Below are 19778 nucleotides of genomic sequence, written 5' to 3'. Positions count from 1 at the left end.
TGCCAAGAAAACTCCCGCCGGAGGCTCCGACGCCTGCCGCAAACACCAAGGTTTGAACTCATGAGCACCAGAATTGCCACAGGCGGCCGCCTGCTCAACAAATCCAACGCTGTCAATTTTTCGTTCAACGGCAAACAGTTGCGCGGATACGAAGGCGACACGCTGGCCTCGGCACTGCTGGCCAATGACCAGATGCTTGTCGGTCGGTCGTTCAAATATCACCGCCCCCGCGGCATTGTGGCGGCAGGCCCAGAAGAGCCCAACGCGCTGATGAACCTTGGCCGTGGTGGGCAGTTTGAACCCAACCAGCGCGCCACCACGACCGAATTGTTCGACGGTCTGGAGGCCGCGAGTCAGAACCATTGGCCCAGCCTTGAATTCGACGTGGGCGCGATCAACAAACATCTGTCGCGGTTCCTGCCTGCGGGATTTTACTACAAGATGTTCATCCATCCGCGCCCGTTCTGGAAGCACGTGTATGAACCGATCATCCGCCATTCCGCCGGTCTGGGCAAAGCGCCGAAAGAAAAAGACGCCGATAGCTACGAACATTTCCACGCCTTTTGCGATGTGCTGGTCATTGGCGGCGGTGTCGCGGGGCTAGAGGCCGCGCGCACCGCAGCGCTGGCCGGTGCCAAGGTGATCTTGCTGGAACAAACCGCCCATTGGGGCGGCCGTGCCCCCGTCGATGGTGGCACGGTCGAAGGCGCTTCGGTGGCGTCCCACATTGATGCGCTGGTCAGCGCCTTGTCGGGTATGGAAAACGTCCACATGCGCACCCGCGTGATGGGGGCAGGGGTCTATGATCACGGCTATGTGCTGGGCTATGAAAGCCTGAAAGACCACGCGCCTGCGGCCCAAGGGCCACGCCATCGTTTGTGGCGCATCCGTGCGGGGCATATCATCACGGCAACCGGCGCGATCGAGCGGCCTTTGTCCTTTGCGGGCAATGACATACCGGGCGTGATGCTGGCGGCTGCGGCACGTGATTATCTGGTCAATTTTGGTGTCTCTGTTGGCGATCGCACGGTTGTTGTCACCAATAACGACGATGCTTACCGAACGGCCATCGCCTTGGTCGAAGCAGGTCTGACAGTGCCCGCGATCCTTGACGCCCGTGTACTGCCCGAAGATTCCGCCCTGATGGCGCGGGCCAAAGCCTTGGGCATTCGCGTCATGATGGGCCACGCGGTGTCGTCGGTCAAAGGCGGCAAGCGTGTGACGGCTGTGACTGTGTGCAGCCAGGCGGGCGAAGGCGCGGTGTTGGAAACCATCGAATGTGATGCGGTTGCCATGTCCGGTGGCTGGTCGCCCGTGGTGCATCTGTGGTCCCATTGCGGGGGCAAGCTGGTGTGGGACACAAACCTTGCCACGTTCCGCCCCGATGTGAACCACCCGCCGATCGGTGTGGATGGTCTGGGGTTTGTGACAGCGGCGGGTGCTGCGGCGGGCTTCTTCGGGCTGGATGACATCCTGCACGATGCCCATGCCGCCGCAGATGGTGTTGTCACCACTTTGGGCTTCAAGCTGCCCGTTGATGCCGTGTCGCCAAATGCGGACCGCCAAGAGGAATCCCCCCTGGCCCCGGTCTGGATGATGCCCCACGGTGCCAACGTCAAACTGCGCGAAAAGACGTGGCTGGATTATCAGAACGACGTCAAGGTTTCCGATGTCCGTCTGGCCGCCCAGGAAGGGTTCGTCAGCGTCGAACATACCAAACGCTACACCACCCTTGGCATGGCCACGGATCAGGGAAAGCTTAGCAATATCAACGGTCTTGCGACCCTTGCGGGGGCCTTGGACGCCGATATTCCGACTGTGGGCACGACCACCTTCCGCCCACCGTATCACCCCATTTCCATGGGGGCGATCGGCGGCGAGGCGCGCGGTGATGTGTTCCAGCCGCTGCGCCGCACGCCCATGCACGCCTGGCACGAGGCCAACGGTGCCGAATGGGAACCTGTCGGCCATTGGCGCAGACCCTATTCCTATAGCCGCCCCGGCGAGACGACCCATGACGCCGTCATGCGCGAAGTCACCAACACCCGCACCAATATGGGCCTGCTTGATGCATCGACCCTCGGCAAGATCATCGTCAAAGGGCCGGATGCGGGCAAGTTCCTGAATATGCTCTACACCAATATGATGAGCACCCTGAAACCGGGCAAATGCCGCTATGGTCTGATGTGTTCGGAAAACGGGTTCCTGATTGATGACGGCGTGGTTGCGCGCATCGATGACGATACTTTCTTGTGCCATACCACGACGGGCGGTGCCGACCGTATCCACCAGCATATGGAGGAATGGCTGCAAACCGAATGGTGGGATTGGAACGTCTATGTTGCCAATGTCACCGAGCAATATGCGCAGATCGCCGTGGTCGGCCCCAATGCCCGCAAGTGCCTTGAAAAGCTGGGCGGGATGGATGTCAGCAAAGACGCGCTTGGCTTTATGGAGTGGGTCGATGGCGAGCTTGGCGGCTTCAAATGCCGGATCTACCGGATCTCGTTCTCGGGCGAGCTGAGCTATGAAATCGCCGTGGACGCGGGCGTAGGCCAGGCCTTCTGGGATGCGCTGATGGTGGCGGGCCATGATCTGGGCGTGATGCCTTATGGCACTGAATGTCTGCACATTCTGCGCGCCGAAAAAGGCTTTATCATGATCGGGGACGAAACCGACGGCACCGTGATCCCGCAGGATCTGGGGCTGAACTGGGCGATCTCGAAAAAGAAGGAAGACTACCTTGGCAAGCGCGCCCAAGAGCGCAGCCATATGGTTGATCCGACCCGCTGGAAACTGGTGGGGCTTGAGACGACCGATGGCAGCACCTTGCCCGATGGCGCTTATGCGGTGGGCGAGGGCGTGAACGAGAACAACCAGCGCAACATGATCGGGCGGGTCACATCGACCTATCATTCGCCAACGCTGGGCAAGGGCATCGCGATGGGTCTGGTCCTGAACGGCCCTGACCGCATGGGCGAGGTGCTGGAATTCCCCGGTACCGACGGCAAAACATACAACGCCAAAATCGTCGATCCGGTGTTTTACGATAAAGAAGGGGAGAAGCAGAATGTCTGAGCCCATTAGCGCGCTGAACGGTGCCACCTACACGCAAGGTATCGCAGAGATTTCCGCCCTTGATCCGATTGGCATGATCTCGATCCGGGGTGATCTGGCGGCGGGTTACCTGAAAAAACCGCTCAAGAAGATTGCCGGCGTCGATATCCCCGCCATGCGCGGCATCAATATGATCGGGGGCAAAGGTATTGCCTGGATGTCGCCCGACGAATTGCTGCTGATCTGCCCCTATGCGGATGTGGCGGCGAACCTTGAGGTCTTGCACAAATCCATCGGCAGCAATCACGCGCTGGCGGTGAATGTGTCCGACGCCCGCGCCGTGTTCCGCCTGAAAGGCGCACATATCCGCGAGGTTCTGGCAAAGCTGGCCCCTGTCGATACGTCGCCGGACGCCTTTGCCCCCGGCATGATCCGCCGCACCCGTCTGGCGCAGGTCCCTGCCGCGTTCTGGATGGTGGACGGTGACACAGCCGAACTGGTCTGTTTCCGCTCGGTCGCGCAATACGTGTTCGATCTGCTTAAAACCGCAGCGCAGCCCGGTTCCGAGGTAAAGTACCACAGCCACTAGGCTGTGGCCCGCCTGCCTGCCGGATCGCGCAGAAAAGCCCATGGATCAGGGAACATAAGGCCGGTTTGACATGTTGTGTTCCCAAGACGTTAGGTGAAACCCGCCTGAATGGTGTGTCTTGGGGGGACGATCTTTGTGTCCTGCCCCTTGACCTTAGGCCACGACGGGCTTCATGTGACCCAGATGAAATCAATCAACGGAGGCCCAAATCATGGCTTTTTCACTTCCCGATCTTCCCTATGCCCACGACGCCCTTGCATCCAAAGGCATGTCTGCTGAAACGCTGGAATATCACCACGACAAGCACCACAACGCCTATGTCGTGAACGGAAACAAGGCGATTGAAGGCACCGAATGGGCGGACAAGTCCCTCGAAGAGATCATCAAAGGCACCTATGATCCCAAAGCTGTCGCGCAAAGCGGCATCTTCAACAACATCAGCCAGCTTTGGAACCACAACCAGTTCTGGGAAATGATGGGTCCAAAAGGCAATGCAATGCCCGGCGATCTGGAAAAAGCGATCGTCGAAAGCTTTGGGTCCGTGGACAAGTTCAAGGATGATTTCAAAGCTGCAGGCGCGGGCCAGTTCGGTTCGGGCTGGGCGTGGCTGGTCAAGGATACAGACGGCGGCCTGAAAGTTACCAAAACCGAAAACGGCGTGAACCCCGTCTGCTTTGGTCAGACTGCATTGCTCGGCTGTGACGTGTGGGAACATTCCTACTACATCGACTTCCGCAACGCGCGTCCGAATTATCTGACGAACTTCCTCGACAACCTTGTCGATTGGGAAAACGTCGCCTCGCGCATGTAAGCGAGCGACCGTTTTAGAGTTCAAGCCCTGCAAACGCCGTTTGCGGGGCTTTTTATTTGGCGCTGCCCGTGCCTTGCACCGCCACTGTCCGAGACAATTTTGCAACATCGGAAGTCGGCGGGTTTCTGACCATTAATGCCTGATCTTGGGGCATTGATGGCGCAAAGTCAGCCCATCGTCAGGGTCGCCTTTCTGGTGCCAGCGCTCCGCGTCCCCTAGGGTTTGCGCACTCGCACAGTTCCGTAAAACCGACACCGCACCAACAAGCAGATTGTGGATCGTTGGGTGAATTCCTTAGAAGACGGCCCACGACCCTGCCTTTGTTGCGTTAATCAAACGCAGTCTTCAACGCCGCCAGCGCGGATGGCGCATCGGGGACCGAGACGAAATAATCCAGCAGCGATTTATCCGCAAATCCATTGGCAACGACATGGTTCAGCAACTGCACCAAGGGGTCCCAGTAACCGTTTGTATTCACAAGGATAACAGGCTTTTCATGCAGCCCAAGCTGCCGCCATGTCAGCACCTCGAAGAGTTCGTCCAATGACCCCGCACCGCCCGGCAACACCACCACAGCATCGCAGTTCATGAACATGACCTTTTTGCGCTCATGCATGGTTTCGGTGACGATATATTGGGTCAGATCGGTTTTCCCGACCTCCCATTTGACCAGATGTTCGGGGATCACGCCAAAGGTCACAGCACCCGCATCCTGGGCCGCGCGGGCGACCGCACCCATCAGGCCGACATCCCCGGCACCGTACACAAGCCGCCAGTTGTTATCGGCCAGCCCGCGGCCAACGGCCTGCGCATCCAGAATATATTCGGGGTCGGCACCGGGGCGCGATCCGCAATAAACGCAGACGGATTTTTCAAACATGGCAGGGTCCTTGTCAGCAAATGTGAAACTGCGATGCAGCTCTATTTTGACCCTTGTTACCCTGCTTGATACAAGGTCTCAATGCGGTGCGTTCAAAGGGAAAATGGTTATGTCGGTGTTCCAGTCACGTAATGCTCGGGTTTTGGGCGGGGTTGCTGCGGCAGCGATTGTGGTTGTGGCCGCGTATTTCTTTATCAACCGCGCCTATCCGGTCGTGGAAGTCGCGATGCCAGCGCCCGAGGTGACGCCCGAGGCTGCGCCGCAAACGGTGGCAACACCCCCCGCAGCCGCGCCAGAGCCGGCGGCCACCGCTGAAACGGCTGAAACTGCCGTGCCCCCCCAAACACCCAGCTTTGACGAAGTGCGCCGGGAGCCTGACGGCATGACGGTTATCGCGGGGCGGGCAGAACCGGGCAGTGCGGTCAAAGTCATCAGCAACGGGGCCGAGATCGCAACGACAACCGCCGACAGCGCAGGCAAATTCGCCACACTCGCGATCCTGCCGCCCGACGGCAAAGGGCAGGTGCTGAGCCTTGAGGCCGCAGTGCAGGAAACAACCGTCCAGTCGCTGGACGAGGTTATCCTTGCGCCACTTTCACCGGCACCCTTGGCAGCGCCCGTTGTAGCCGAAACGGAGCAAGCGGACGAAGTAACCCCAGCAGCGCCCGTTGAACCCCAGCCCGATGCCGTCGCCGCCCAGCCTGCAACCGTTGAACCGACCCCCCTGACCCAGGCACCCGATGCACCCGCGCCGCAGATCGCGCTTTTGAAATCGACCGCAGACGGGGTTGAACTGTTGTCTGACGTGCCCCCCGAAGTCACGGGCAGCATTGCGCTGGACACGATCACATATTCCGAACAGGGCGAAGTGCGCCTTGCGGGCCGGGCCCAAACATCGGGCACCAATGTGCAGGTCTATCTGGACAACGCGGCAGTTGCGAAACTGGACGTTGACGAACAGGGCCGCTGGCGCGGTGACATCGAAGGGATCAATACCGGAATCTACACCTTGCGCGTGGATGAACTGGACCAGGGCGGTCAGGTCATCAGCCGTGTCGAAACCCCGTTCAAACGCGAAAGCGCCGAAACACTGGCGCGCGCCACCGCGAATTACGATGGCCCGATCAAGGAAGTAACCGTGCAGGAAGGGGCCACGCTTTGGGCGATTGCCCGTGAGCGCTATGGCGACCCGACCTTGTATCTGCGCGTGGTCGAGGCAAACCGAGACTCGATCCGTGACCCCGATCTGATCTATCCGGGGCAGGTTTTCGATCTGCCTGACTGATACAGGGCTGATGTCGCGCCGGCCCGCCGCAAGATCAATTTGACCATCGCACTGGCAACCGCCTGACTTGCGGCCTATGTTGTGATCCTAGCATTTCAGGATCATTCATGTCAGCCGATACCGCCCGCGCCCAGACCGGTGCCAATAAATCCCCCCATGCCCCGATGACCGAAGAAGAAATCGCCGACGCAGCCGAGCGTCAGTCGAACATGTTGGTTATCAAAAAGGTCGCACCTTACCTGTGGCCCGAGGATATGCCTTGGGTGAAAAGGCGCGTCGTTTGGGCGATGATCTTTCTTGTGGTGTCCAAGCTGATTTCGGTCCTCATCCCTGTTCTTTACAAAGGGGCCGTTGACGGTCTGGCAAACGAAGGCGTGCCGCTTTTGGCGCTTGGCGCGATTGGTCTGACCATCGCCTATGGTATCGCGCGGGCGATGAATGTGGGCTTTCAACAACTGCGCGATGCGGTGTTTACGCGGGTCAGCCAGCGGGCGTTACGGATGCTGGCGCTGGAAACCTTTCAACATATTCACAAACTTTCGATGCGCTATCACATCACCCGCAAAACGGGCGGTCTAAGCCGGATCATCGAACGCGGTGTCAAAGGCGTTGATTTCCTGCTGCGTTTCTTGTTGTTTTCCATCGGCCCGCTGATCCTTGAGCTGTTGATGATCGGCGTCATTCTGACAGTGCTGTTCGATTTCTGGTATCTGCTGGTCGTGGCCGTGACGATCGCGCTTTATGTCTGGTTTACCTTTGCGGTGACCGAATGGCGGGTCAGGCTGCGCCGCCAGATGAACGACCAAGACACCGACGCCAACCAAAAGGCGATCGACAGCTTGCTGAACTATGAAACGGTCAAATATTTCGGCGCGGAATCCCGCGAGGCGCAGCGCTATGACACCGCGATGGCAGGCTATGAAGAAGCCGCGATCAAGACAAACGTTTCACTGGCCTTTCTGAACTTTGGCCAATCCTTGCTGATCACGTGCGGCTTGGTCGGTGTGATGGTCATGGCGGCGATTGGTGTGCAGGACGGCACGCTGACGGTCGGTGATTTCGTCATGGTGAACGCCTATATGGTCCAGATCACCATCCCGCTCAACTTTCTTGGGACGGTTTACCGCGAAATCCGGCAGGCTTTGGTCGATATGGGACAGATGTTCACCTTGCTGGATCAACCTGCTGAAATCACCGACAAACCAAATGCGCCCGACCTCAAGGTCGATGGCGGGCGGGTCACGTTGCGTGATGTGCGCTTTGGCTATGATCCGGACCGCGAGATCCTCAAGGGGGTGTCCATCGAGGCAGCACCGGGCGAGATGGTGGCAATTGTCGGGTCGACGGGGTCGGGTAAATCCACCATCGGGCGGCTGTTGTTCCGCTTTTATGATGTGCAAGGTGGCGCGTTGTTGATCGACGGGCAGGACGTGCGCGACGTGACCCAGACAAGCCTTCACAAGGCCATTGGCGTGGTGCCCCAAGACACGGTGCTGTTCAACGACTCCATCGGCTATAACATCGGATACGGGCGCGACAACGCCACCCAAGCCGAGATCGAAGCCGCCGCGAAATCCGCGCAGATCCATGATTTCATCCAAAGCCTGCCCAATGGCTATGACACGGCTGTGGGCGAAAGGGGCCTCAAGCTTTCGGGCGGTGAAAAGCAGCGCGTGGGGATTGCACGGACATTGCTGAAAAACCCGCCGATCCTGTTGCTGGACGAAGCCACCAGCGCGCTGGACAGCGAGACAGAACACGAGATTCAGGACGCCCTGCGTCAGGCGGGCAAGGGGCGCACGGTGCTGACCATCGCGCACCGCCTGTCCACCGTCGCCGAAGCCGACCGGATCGTGGTGCTGGAGCAGGGCGAGATCGTGGAGCAAGGCAGCCATGACGATCTGCTGGCCCGCAATGGCCGCTATGCGCAACTGTGGCAGCGCCAGCAATCCGAGGATGCTAAGTGATCTGACCGGTGTGATCGGGGCAGGGGGCACCGGCCTTTGGGGCCGGTGCCATTTCGCGATCAAATTTCAGGCAACGGCCTGCCAGCGTTAGGCTGTCATCCCGCCACACACGGGCTTGTGCAATTGCGCACAGCTCTGTCCCTTGAAACTTATTGTTTGCGTGATAATTAAAATCAGACGTTGCTGCATTGCAGAAATTTGCAGCGGCGCAGGTCTATACCCAATCCAAAAAGGAACACCCATGCAAACCGGAATGCTCCGTACTGCTCTCATTCTTGGTCTGATCTGTGTGACCGGTCCCTTTGCCATCGATATGTATCTGCCCGCCTTGCCCGCAATCGAAGCCGCACTTGGCACGTCGGTATCGGGCGCGCAGTTGACATTGGTTGCCTATTTTCTGGCCTACGGGGCGTCGCAGTTGGTCTATGGCCCGCTGTCAGACCAGATCGGGCGCAAGAAAACCTTGATAATCGGGATGAGCATTTTTGCCGTCGGGTCCGTTGTCTGCGCAGCCGCCCCGTCAATCGAAGTGCTTGTGCTGGGCCGATTGATCCAAGGCATGGGTGGCGCAACGGTGATGGTGATCCCGCGGGCGATCATCCGCGATATGTACACCGGCGCACAGGCGACGCGTTTGATGGCGACGATCATGCTGGTCATCTCGATTTCCCCGATGCTGGCCCCGTTGGCGGGCAGTGGCATTGTGGCGGTGGGCAGCTGGCGTGAAATCTTTCTTGTGATGGGGATATTCGCGGGGCTGAGCCTGACGCTGGCCCAAGTAACGCTGCCCGAGACATTGACGCCGGAACGCCGCCGCAAGGTGAACATCAAGGAATTGTCGCGCAGCTGTGGCATCTTGCTGCGTGATCCGGTTTTTGTCGGCCTGACCTTTATCGCGGGCTTTGGCATGGCCAGCTTTTTCCTTTTCGTATCAAGCGCATCCTTTGTTTATACCGGCCAATATGGCCTGACGCCGACGCAATTCTCACTGGCCTTTGCGTTTAATGCGGTCGGGTTTTTCATCGCCACCCAGTTGGCGGGGCGTCTGGCGGATAAATGGGGGCTGGCCACATTGATCGGGCGCGGGGTCATCGGCTTTGCGACCTGCGCGACCGTTCTTGCCATGCTCGAACTGGCGGGTTTCCAAGGCATGTGGCTGCTGCTGATCGGCCTGTTTCTGGCCTATGCCTTTTTGGGCGTGGTGATCCCTTCGGCCATGGTTGCGGCTCTTGATGCCCATGGCCGGCGCGCGGGTATGGCATCGTCGCTCAGCGGCAGCATGACCATGCTGACCAGTGCCATTTGCATCGGGCTTTCGACGCCGTTCTTTGACGGGACGGCCTTGCCGATGGTGGTCAGTATCGCGCTTTGCGGGTTGGCGGCGGTGGCATTGGTGATCGTGACCATGCCGAAACTCAGGCAGCAGCAAACAGACCTTGCCGCTGCTGCCTAAGCTTTACTCAGCGGCGCGCAGTTCAGCCGACGCGCTGGTTGCCGCCGCCGGGGCAGGGTCTTCGCCCCAGATCAGAATATCCGTCTTGAGCCGCTGTGCGTCCTTCTCCAGCGCCCAGTCCTGCGCTGCCTTGCTGGCACGGCCCAGCGACATCTTGGCCAAAAGCTGCGCGATCCAGCGGGCATAGGTCGTCGCCCACACGCGCACCGCCAGCAGGGATGGCGTCACCATCAGCGTCAGAACCGTCGCCACGCCAAGGCCAAAGACAACGGCGGTGGCCAGCTGTTTCCACCACAGGGCGGTGGGGCTGTCGATGGTGTAGCCGCCATTGGCGAAATCAAGGCTCAGGCCGAACATCATCGGTGCAAGCCCCGCCATCGTCGTGATGGTGGTCAGCAGAACGGGCCGGATACGCGCCTGCGCGGTGCGAATAATCGCCTCGATCCGCGGCATGTACTGGCTGAATTCCTGATAGGTATCGATCAGGATGATGTTGTTGTTCACAACAATCCCCGCCAGCGCGACAATCCCCGTGCCCGTCATGATGATCGAGAACGTCTGATCCATAATTAGCATCCCGATCAGCACCCCGGTCGTGGACAGAACCACCGCGACCAACACCAGAACCGAGTTATAGATGCTGTTGAACTGCGCCAGCAGAATGATGAACATCAACCCCAAGGCCGCCGTAAAGGCAGAGCTCAGGAAGGCCTGACTTTCGGCTTGATCCTCTTGGTCGCCGGTCCATTCGGTGCTGACACCGGCAGGCAAGGGGTTGGTATCAAGCCATTTTGTGATCTCGGCAATGCGCTCATTGGCGTTGATCGGCACCATCCGCAGGCTTGCCTTGTTCAGCCCGTCTTGCAGATCAACACCTGCGGCCGCGACGGTGCGGTTGGTGATCTTGAACCCTGCGCCGTCGATGGCGGTGATATCCGCATCCGCCGCAGCAGGGCGCATGGTGGCAAGGGTGGTATCCGTTTCCTCGCCATTGATCACATCGGTTTTCACCAGCTTCATCAGGCCCGGGAACACATCGGCCTTGATATCAAGGTGGCGCTTTTGGTCGACGCGGTTGATCTCGGCCAGTTTGGGGACCGGCTTGCGGGTGATAAAGTTCGACAGCGGGATCAACCCGTCAGCGGTGCGCACCTTGAGGGTATCAAGGGTGCTGAGCACGCGGTCGGCTTCGGGCAGGCGGACCCTGATCTCGATCTCTTCGTCCGAGGTATCGACCCGCATGGTATCCAGCAACAGCCCGCGTGTGACGAGTTGCACCATCGCCCCGACTGTCAGAACATCGGCCCCGTATTGACCGGCTTTGGCCACATCAACGTCGATCTGCCAGTCAATGCCGGGCAGGGGGCGTGTGTCTTCGATCAAGGTCAGACCGGGGGTTTTGTTGAACTCGTTGCGCGCCTGTTCGGTGGCGACGACCAGATCCTCGAAACTGTTGGATTTCAACCGCAGATGCACGGGCTTGCCCGATGCGGGGCCACGGGCCTGCGCCAGAATTTCGATCTTGATCCCCGGTATCTGGCTCAGCTGCTCGGTCAGTTCGGCAATCACGATGTCGCCGTCCAGTTCAGGCTGCAAGGCGCGGTCTTCCCAGGGGATCGTTTCCAGCTGGATCTGGCCAATGCTGTCCTTTGGGGTCTGCGCACCGCCGGTGTTGCTGTCCAGCCCGCCCTTGCCCGCAAAGGCAAACGCGGTCGACACACCAGGATGGGCCAGCACGATGTCTTCGGCCTGCTTCATCACGGCGTCTTTTTCGGTCAACGACAGGTTGCCGCGTGCCAGAACATAGACGATCGCCTGTTCGGGTTCGGATTCAACAAAGAATTCAACGCCCTTGTTGTTATTGCCAAAGAAAATCATCGTGGTGCCGACAAAAACGAACACCACACCGATCACGACCAAAGGCATGACCGGATTGCCTGCAATCACCTCGATCACGCGGCCAAAGCGGGACCGGCGATAGCCAGCGTGGATCACATCAGGGGTTTTGCGAAACAGCTTGGAGGTGACCCATTTGCCGCCGCGCCCCATGCGGGTGAACAGCGCGAAAAAGCTGATCAACCCCAGCATCGCCCCCGACAGGCCCAGGGCCACCAAAGCGGCAAGCGCTGCAATGCACAGGAACACCACCGCAAAGGCGGGGATGACAGACCCAAGGATATCCAGCCCGTCCATCGCGCCAAACTGCGCCGAGATCACGGCGAACAGCGGCTGCATCAGCGCCATAGGCAGCGCCACCATGACAAAGGCCACAGGGATCAGCAGCAGATGCAGGTACAGGCGCAGGTTCGCGATGGCGGTCATGTTATCGGCCATCCAGCGCTCAAGCCGCCCGGTCACACCGCCCAGAACCGGCAGATAGACCAAGGCAACCACCAGCGACGCCGACAGAACAAAGATCAGCGTGACCGGCAACATGCCCATGAATTCACCCGGCACACCGGGCCAGAACAGCATCGGCAGGAAGGCACATAGCGTCGTCGCCGTTGAGGAAATGATCGGCCAGAACATACGCTTGGCGGCCGTCACATAGGCCTGCATCGGCCCTTCGCCTTGTTGTTGGCGGGCATCGGCATATTCGACCACCACAATGGCCCCGTCGACCAGCATCCCCACGGCGAGGATCAACCCGAACATCACGATGTTCGAGATCGAAATGCCCATGAGTGCGAGGAACGCGAAACATAGCAGGAACGAGGTCGGGATCGCAAAACCGACCAGCAGCGCCGCACGGATACCAAGCGCGGCAAGCACCACGATCATCACCAGCGCCACAGCGGTAAAGACAGAGCCCAAAAGCTGCTGCACCATGCTGTCCACGATGCGGCTTTGATCATTGGAAGTGCCGATTTCCACAGCCGCCTTCAGCCCCTCAGGCCAGTTGGCGGATTGCTCGGCCACGACTTCTTTGACGCGGGCCGAGGTGTCGATCAGGTTGAAACCTTTGCGTTTGACCACCTGCAACGCCAATGTTTTTTCGCCATTAAAGCGGGCGGTGCCTTCACGGTCCTCGAAGGTCAGGTTGATCGTTGCCAGATCGCCCAAGGTCACCACACGGTCGCCATTGGTTTTCACCGGCAGGTCGTAAACATCGCGCGGGTCGTCAAAGGACGACGGAATCTTGACCGAGAACGTGCCTTGATCGGATTGCACTTCGCCCGCTGCAATCAGCTGGTTGTTGTTCTGAACGGTGTTGATCAATTCGCCCGCCGTGACGTCATAGGCCTCCAGCCGCAAAGGGTCGATCAAGACCTCGAGCATCTCGTCGCGGTCCCCGGCAAGCCCGGCTTCCAACACCGCATCCATGCCTTCCAATTCATCCTGAAGTTCCCGCGCGACACGGGCCATCGTGCGTTCCGGCACGGGGCCGGTCAGATTGACGATAATGATGGGGAATTCGGAAAAGTTGATCTCGCGGATCGAATATTTCTCATACCCTTCGGGGAATTTCCCTTCGGCCGTGCTCATCGCGTCGCGCACATCGGCCATAATACGGGTCTTGTCCCAGCCGAATTCAAACTCAAGCGCGACACCGGCGTAATTCTCGGCGGCGGTGCCGGACATGGTTTTCAGGCCATCCAGATCGGACAGTTCTGTTTCCATCGGTTTGACCAGCAGGGTTTCACTGTCGACAGCGGAAATGCCGGGGAACTGCACCGATACGAACAGGGCAGGGATTTCGATGTCCGGCTCGCCCTCTTTGGGCAGGGTCGAATAGGCATAGCCGCCCACCACAAGGCTGAGCAGGATAAATGCCATGACCATGCGGGCACGGCCGGCGGCCCAATCGACGATGCTGCTCATTGGGTGACCTCGCGGTAGGTCGGCGCAACGGTCACGCCTGCGGTCACATATTCCTGCCCCAACACGATCACGTTCGACACATGCGGCAGACCCATGACCCAGATGCCCTGCGGGGTGTCGCGGATCAATTCGATCGGGACAAAGCCCACCACATCCGCGTCGTCAATCACACGAACACCAAGCGTGCCGTCATCATTCAGCGTCAAAGCGGATTGCGGCAGCAAATGCGCATCCACACCCGCCGAAGAAATGGCGATTTCAGCCGTCTGACCGTCACGGATGCTCAGGTCGGCGTTTGGCACGTCGATCTCGATGCGGAAGGTGCGGGTCGATGGATCGGACGCGCGCGAGATAAAGCTGACCTGACCGATGATTTCACGGTTGCCAGCGGCCAGCCGCGCTTGGGCAGGAGCCCCCAGCGTGACGCGGTCGACTTCGGTTTCGGGCACAAAGCCGACCAGTTTGATCGGATCGAGCTGGATCACACGGGCGCACAGGCTGCCCTTTTGCAGCAGGCTGCCCAGTTCGGCGGTGTCGCTTTCCAGCAGCCCGTCAAAAGGCGCGGTCAATGTCAGGCGGTTGATTTCGGCCTCGGCCCCGGCGACGGCGGCATCCGCGGCTTCGATGCCGGCCTTTGCGGCGTTCAAACCTGCCTCGGCCGAGCTAAGGCTGGCGCGTGCGCTGGCCACGGCCGCCTGCGCTGTTGCCAGCTGGGTTGTCGATGAAAACCCGCCCTGGCCCAGCTTTTCGGCCGCGTTCAGCTTGATCAATGTCTCGTCCAGCCGGGCTTGGGCCTCGGCCACGCGTGATTCCGCTTCTGGCACGCGGGATTTTGCCTCGGCAAGGCGGGCCTCGGCCTCGCTTTTGGCAGCACCTCGGGTGCCCAGATCAAGCGCGCACAGGGTTTCGCCCGCCACGACATTGGCCCCTTTGCGCAGCGGCGGGGATGTCACCACAGCCGAGGTTTCGGACGCCACATCGACGGTGCGTGCAGCAGCGGTTTGGCCCCGCACGATAACGGCTGAATCCAGCTGGCGGGCCGTGCTGCGCAGCACCACGACCTTGACCAGCTCTTGTTGTGCGATCTGGGACGGGGCGGGGGTGCCGGTCAGCGCGGGGGAGTTATCGGTAACACCGTCTGTTGCTGTCGCCGTCGAAACTGCCACATCGCCGGTGCGGCCCAACAATTTGTCGCGTTCAAAAATCGCCATATACATCAGAACGGAAACGACAATCGCCGCAAGAATTGGAAAAATACGCATAATGTGCCTTTGGCCTGTCGGAATGGAGTGGTCGATAAATCAGTCAAAAAATTTGTTAGGACATATCATGTCAAGTGACCAGTTCACATTGCCGTTTTCAAGCCAACTGTGACGCTGTTACCGGTTTGATGCATAGATAGGGTGCAACGATGCCCTTGGCAGTATCGCTGCTGCAGGTTAAGAGGGGCATTAATTCACGGTGGGACAGGCAAAACATGAGCGATACAGACAGCTTCATTGACGAGGTGAACGACGAGGTTCGCCGCGACCGTTTCTATTTTATGCTTAAACGCTATGGCTGGATTGCGATTTTGGCGGTTGTTTTGCTGGTGGGCGGTGCTGCTTGGAACGAATACCAAAAAGCCCAGGCCCGCGCCAAAGCCGAGGCGCTTGGCGATGCGATGTTTGCCGCCTTGTCTATCGAGGATGCACAGGCACGGGCTGCAGCGCTTGCGGCGATTGAACCGAATTCGGCGCAATCTGGTGCCTTGATCGGGTTTCTGACCGCCGCCCAACAAGCCGATGCCGGTGACAAAGCCGCAGCCATCGACACGTTGAATGCGGTTGCGGTGAACAATGACGTGCCTGCGATCTACCGCGAAATCGCCCAGTTCAAAGCGGTCACCCTGCAAGGGACCGACACGCCCGCCAGCGAACGCCGTCTCGCGCTCGAAGCCCTTGCACAGCCCGGCAACAGCCTGCGGCTTTTGGCAAGTGAACAGTTGGCGCTGATCGAGATCGAGGAAAACAAACCTCAGGCCGCGATTGACCGCTATCAGGACATCTTATTGGACGCCGAAGTCACCACAGACTTGCAACAACGTGCCCTTCAGGTGATTGTAGCCTTGGGAGGCGAACCCGACATGGGGTCTGCGGCCCCTATGGCACAGCCTGATGTTTCTGATACAGCAGGTACGAACAGCAATTAACGTCAGCAATGGCGCAAAAATGATATGAGTTAAGAGCAAAGCGAGCAGGGCCATGACCAATCTCCACCGCATCTGTACAAGATCACCGCAAACCTGGCGGGTCTCGTTGGGCATGGGGGCTGTGATGGCGTCATTGCTTTTGTCCGCATGTTCCGAGCCCGAGGTGATTCTCCCCGGTGTGCGTGAAAATGTCCGCTCTGTTATCGAAAACAGCGACGGGTTCGAGGCTCCGGCCGATCTGCCCGTCCCCGAAAACACAAGCCGCGCGATTTCACTGCCCGCGATGACCAATAACGCAAGTTGGACGCAGGCCGCCGGCACACCTAGCACCCGCATCAACCACGCGGCATTGTCCACAGCGCCGCAACTGGCGTGGTCTGCCAATATCGGCAAAGGGGACAGCCGCAAGCAACGCATCACGGCGGCACCCGTGGTTGCGGGCGGCAAGATCTACACCATCGATTCAAGCGCTTTGGTCACGGCAACCTCTGCATCCGGCACGCCGCTGTGGTCGCGCGATCTGACACCCCCAAGCGACGGGCAGGGCGACGCCACAGGCGGCGGATTGGCCGTTGACGGTGATACGCTCTATGTCTCGCTCGGGTTCGGCACGGTAACCGCGCTGGATGCCGCAACAGGTGCCACACGCTGGGAACAAGATATCGAAGCCACAGGATCGGGCGCGCCGACTGTCTATGGTGATATGGTCTATTTCACCTCTGGCGATGACATGGGCTGGGCGTTGAACAAGAACAACGGCCGCGTGCAATGGCAAACCGGGTCCAGCACCGTGGTTGGCAACATCCTGACGACGCCAGCGCCTGCGATCAGCCCCGAAATTGCCGTCATGGCATTTGGCTCCGGCGAAGTCCAAGGCCTGTTCCGCAGCGGTGGTTTGAACCGCTGGAACGTATCGGTATTGGGCAAGCGCCCCGGCCGCGCCTTGTCGAATGTCTCTGATATCTCCAGCGGACCGGTCATTTCGGGCAATACCGTTTATGTGGGCAACATGTCTGGCCGTCTGGCTGCGGTCACGCTGTCGGGTGGTGAACGCCAATGGACCGCAAACGAAGGTGTGGTCGGGGCCGTCTGGCCCGCGGGTGACAGCGTGTTCGGCGTCACCGACCTGAACGAGCTTGTGCGCTTTGATGCCAGCACCGGCCAGCGCGTCTGGGGTGTGAAATTGCCGAATTTCGTCAAGGAAAAGCCGAAACGCCAATCCGAGATCGTCACCCACCACGGGCCGATCCTTGCGGGCGGGCGGATCATTCTTGCCTCCAATGACGGGGTGCTGCGCAGCTTTGATCCAACCAACGGGGCCTTGATCGGCACCGCTGAAATCCCCGGTGGTGCGACAACTGCACCGGTTGTTGCGGGGGGCACGCTTTATGTCGTGTCGTCAAAAGGGCAATTGCACGCTTTCCGTTGACCTTGAAATAGTCTAGAGGGCAGGCTTGACCTGACCTTCGGAGCCTATCAATGTCTTTCACCCTCGCCATCGTGGGCCGCCCCAATGTGGGAAAATCCACGCTGTTCAACCGTCTTGTCGGTAAAAAACTGGCGTTGGTCGATGACCAACCCGGTGTGACGCGCGACCTGCGCGAAGGTGCCGCACGTCTGGCGGATCTGCGATTCACCGTGATCGACACCGCCGGACTTGAAGAAGTTACCGATGACAGCCTTCAGGGCCGGATGCGCCGCCTGACGGAACGCGCGGTCGATATGGCGGATGTCTGCCTGTTCATGATCGACGCCCGCGTCGGCGTCACCCCGTCCGATCTGGTCTTTGCCGATATCCTGCGCAAGAAATCTGCCCATGTGATTCTGGCCGCCAACAAGGGCGAAGGCAAAGCCGCCGACGCCGGTGTGATCGAAGCCTACAGCCTTGGGCTGGGCGAACCGATCCGCATGTCGGCCGAACACGGCGAAGGGTTGAACGATCTTTATACCCATCTGATGCCAATCGCCGACAGCTTTGCCGAACGCGTTGACACCGACACCCCCGATACCGACGTCGACCTGACCGAGGAAGAGGCCGAACTGGGCGATGAAGATGCGCCCATGCCCGTGCCCACCAACACCAAGCCCTTGCAGGTTGCCGTGGTTGGCCGCCCGAATGCGGGCAAATCCACGCTGATCAACCAGATCATGGGCGAAGACCGCCTGCTGACCGGACCAGAGGCGGGGATCACCCGCGATGCGATCTCCCTTCGGACGGTCTGGGACGATGTACCAATGCGTATCTTTGATACGGCGGGCATGCGCAAAAAGGCCAAGATTCAGGAAAAGCTGGAAAAGCTGAGCGTTAGCGACGGCCTGCGCGCGGTGAAATTCGCCGAAGTCGTGGTTGTTCTGCTGGACGCCGAAATCCCTTTTGAACAGCAGGATTTGCGCATCGCCGATCTGGCCGAGCGTGAAGGCCGTGCTGTGGTTGTCGCCGTCAACAAATGGGACCTTGAGACCGACAAACAGGGCAAGTTGAAAGACCTGCGTGAAAGCTTTGAACGGCTGCTGCCGCAGCTTAAGGGCGCGCCTTTGGTGACGGTCTCGGCCAAAACCGGCCGTGGCCTTGACCGCCTGCACCAAGCGATCATGCGTGCCTATGACGTCTGGAACCGCCGGGTCACGACCGCGCAACTGAACCGCTGGCTTGCGGGCATGATGGAGGCGCATCCGCCCCCCGCGCCCCAAGGCAAACGCATCAAGCTGCGCTATATGACCCAGGCAAAGACCCGGCCACCGGGCTTTGTCGTGATGTGTAGCCACCCTGACAAGGTGCCCGAAAGCTATAGCCGTTATCTGGTCAATGGCTTGCGGGTCGATTTTGACATGCCCGGTACGCCGATCCGTATCTGGATGCGCGGCCAGTCTGACGCGAACCCCTATAAGGGACGCAAAAAGGCCAAGCCGTCAAAACTGCGCAAACATACCGAAGGTCACCGCAAGGACCGCTAGGCGCGTCAGATTTTTTCAAAAAATCTGGGCCGGAATTTTTCTAAAATTCCGCGCGCCGCTTAGGCGGCACGCCATGATTTGAAGGTTGGCAGCAGCAGTGCGATAGAACCGCCTGCTGCCAGCGCTGCAACGCTGGGTGTCGTGGCATAGTTATGTAACACGATCGCAATCAGCGCCCAGATCACTGCAATCCCGTAGCTCGGCGCGCGCATTAGCGTCGATTGCACAGCGGCGGCAATCACGATGGCAAGGGTGACAAAGATCAGCCCTGCCGTTTCTGCACTGACCCAGCCATATCCCGCAGCCAACAGCCCCAATGACACGCAGGACGCCGCACTCAGCCAGCCTGCATAAAGCCCGACGGGCAGGGCGGCAAACCAGGGGTCATTCCGAGGTGCCTCGAACAGCGCCATCAACGCGCCAATCAGCATGGCCCAGATCAGGACCGATGCCCAGACCGGGCTGGCATTGGCGACAGCCAGCCAAAAGCACCCGATGAACAGCGACACGGCAAGCGGCACGCGCATGTCATGCCAGACGAAATCCTCGCGTGCTTTCCACAGGCCCCAGCCCATGCCGATGATCAGCCACAGATAAATGACCCCCCAGATCGAAAACGCATAGCCCGCCGGCTGCACAGGTGGCGACACCTGCGGCACCGGGAACTGGTCGGGGTCAAAACCGGCAAAGCTGGTCACGAAAAATGGCGATGCGGCAAAGCCTATGGCCAGCAGAAAGGTAACAAGTGCAGTCAACGGGCGGGCCATC

General features: G+C 59.5%; 13 protein-coding genes. 9 read left to right on the top strand and 4 right to left on the bottom strand.

Annotated elements, in window-relative coordinates; genetic code table 11:
- Positions 1–60 precede the first annotated feature (60 nt).
- From HGT1_RS02425 to HGT1_RS02415, 3 genes are all read left to right on the top strand, one after another.
- Positions 61–3078 (top strand): sarcosine oxidase subunit alpha family protein, encoded by a 3018-nt coding sequence (locus HGT1_RS02425; RefSeq protein ID WP_176248394.1) that lies wholly within the window; start codon positions 61–63, stop codon positions 3076–3078.
- The gene (locus HGT1_RS02420; RefSeq protein ID WP_176248393.1) at positions 3071–3646 is read left to right on the top strand and encodes a sarcosine oxidase subunit gamma; all 576 of its coding nucleotides are present in this window, start codon (positions 3071–3073) and stop codon (positions 3644–3646) included. Before HGT1_RS02425 ends, HGT1_RS02420 begins: the two co-directional genes overlap by 8 nt.
- Before the next feature lie 211 nt (positions 3647–3857).
- Positions 3858–4457 carry a superoxide dismutase gene (locus tag HGT1_RS02415; RefSeq protein WP_176248392.1) on the top strand — a complete coding sequence of 200 codons (600 nt, stop codon included), beginning with the start codon at positions 3858–3860 and terminating at the stop codon, positions 4455–4457.
- 328 nt (positions 4458–4785) lie between these two features.
- On the opposite strand, the gene HGT1_RS02410 is transcribed toward HGT1_RS02415, so the two are convergent.
- A complete protein-coding gene (locus tag HGT1_RS02410) occupies positions 4786–5337 on the bottom strand; it encodes a TIGR00730 family Rossman fold protein (protein ID WP_176248391.1) in 552 nt (183 codons plus the stop codon).
- A gap of 109 nt (positions 5338–5446) precedes the next feature.
- Between HGT1_RS02410 and HGT1_RS02405 the strand changes: the two genes are divergently transcribed.
- The 3 genes from HGT1_RS02405 to HGT1_RS02395 all read left to right on the top strand — a co-directional run bounded on the left by HGT1_RS02405 (position 5447) and on the right by HGT1_RS02395 (position 10042).
- Complete coding sequence (locus tag HGT1_RS02405) at positions 5447–6622, top strand: Ig-like domain-containing protein (protein WP_255200071.1); 1176 nt, start codon at positions 5447–5449, stop codon at positions 6620–6622.
- 164 nt (positions 6623–6786) lie between these two features.
- A complete protein-coding gene (locus tag HGT1_RS02400; protein ID WP_176248627.1) occupies positions 6787–8589 on the top strand; it encodes an ABC transporter ATP-binding protein/permease in 1803 nt (600 codons plus the stop codon).
- 253 nt (positions 8590–8842) lie between these two features.
- The gene (locus HGT1_RS02395; protein ID WP_255200070.1) at positions 8843–10042 is read left to right on the top strand and encodes a multidrug effflux MFS transporter; all 1200 of its coding nucleotides are present in this window, start codon (positions 8843–8845) and stop codon (positions 10040–10042) included.
- 3 nt (positions 10043–10045) lie between these two features.
- On the opposite strand, the gene HGT1_RS02390 is transcribed toward HGT1_RS02395, so the two are convergent.
- Both HGT1_RS02390 and HGT1_RS02385 read right to left on the bottom strand, forming a co-directional pair.
- Positions 10046–13864 (bottom strand): efflux RND transporter permease subunit, encoded by a 3819-nt coding sequence (locus HGT1_RS02390; RefSeq protein ID WP_176248389.1) that lies wholly within the window; start codon positions 13862–13864, stop codon positions 10046–10048.
- Positions 13861–15126: an efflux RND transporter periplasmic adaptor subunit gene (locus tag HGT1_RS02385; RefSeq protein ID WP_176248388.1), complete on the bottom strand. Its 1266-nt coding sequence runs from the start codon at positions 15124–15126 to the stop codon at positions 13861–13863. Before HGT1_RS02385 ends, HGT1_RS02390 begins: the two co-directional genes overlap by 4 nt.
- Before the next feature lie 215 nt (positions 15127–15341).
- On the opposite strand from HGT1_RS02385, the gene HGT1_RS02380 reads away from it, so the two are divergent.
- From HGT1_RS02380 to der, 3 genes are read left to right on the top strand one after another with little or no spacing between them, the layout of a single operon-like run.
- Positions 15342–16055: a hypothetical protein gene (locus tag HGT1_RS02380; protein WP_176248387.1), complete on the top strand. Its 714-nt coding sequence runs from the start codon at positions 15342–15344 to the stop codon at positions 16053–16055.
- Between the two features lie 52 nt (positions 16056–16107).
- Complete coding sequence (locus tag HGT1_RS02375; protein ID WP_255200069.1) at positions 16108–17484, top strand: PQQ-like beta-propeller repeat protein; 1377 nt, start codon at positions 16108–16110, stop codon at positions 17482–17484.
- 50 nt (positions 17485–17534) lie between these two features.
- Positions 17535–19010: a ribosome biogenesis GTPase Der gene (gene der, locus HGT1_RS02370; RefSeq protein WP_176248386.1), complete on the top strand. Its 1476-nt coding sequence runs from the start codon at positions 17535–17537 to the stop codon at positions 19008–19010.
- Positions 19011–19069: 59 nt separating this feature from the next.
- Here der and HGT1_RS02365 read toward each other — a convergent pair whose 3' ends face one another.
- Complete coding sequence (locus HGT1_RS02365; RefSeq protein ID WP_176248385.1) at positions 19070–19777, bottom strand: tryptophan-rich sensory protein; 708 nt, start codon at positions 19775–19777, stop codon at positions 19070–19072.
- Position 19778: the final 1 nt, after the last annotated feature.

This window comes from Sulfitobacter sp. HGT1 (assembly GCF_013282155.1).
GTDB lineage: Bacteria > Pseudomonadota > Alphaproteobacteria > Rhodobacterales > Rhodobacteraceae > Sulfitobacter.
Note: the sequence above shows the minus strand (reverse complement) of the source record. Positions and strands in the feature narration are given on the sequence as shown.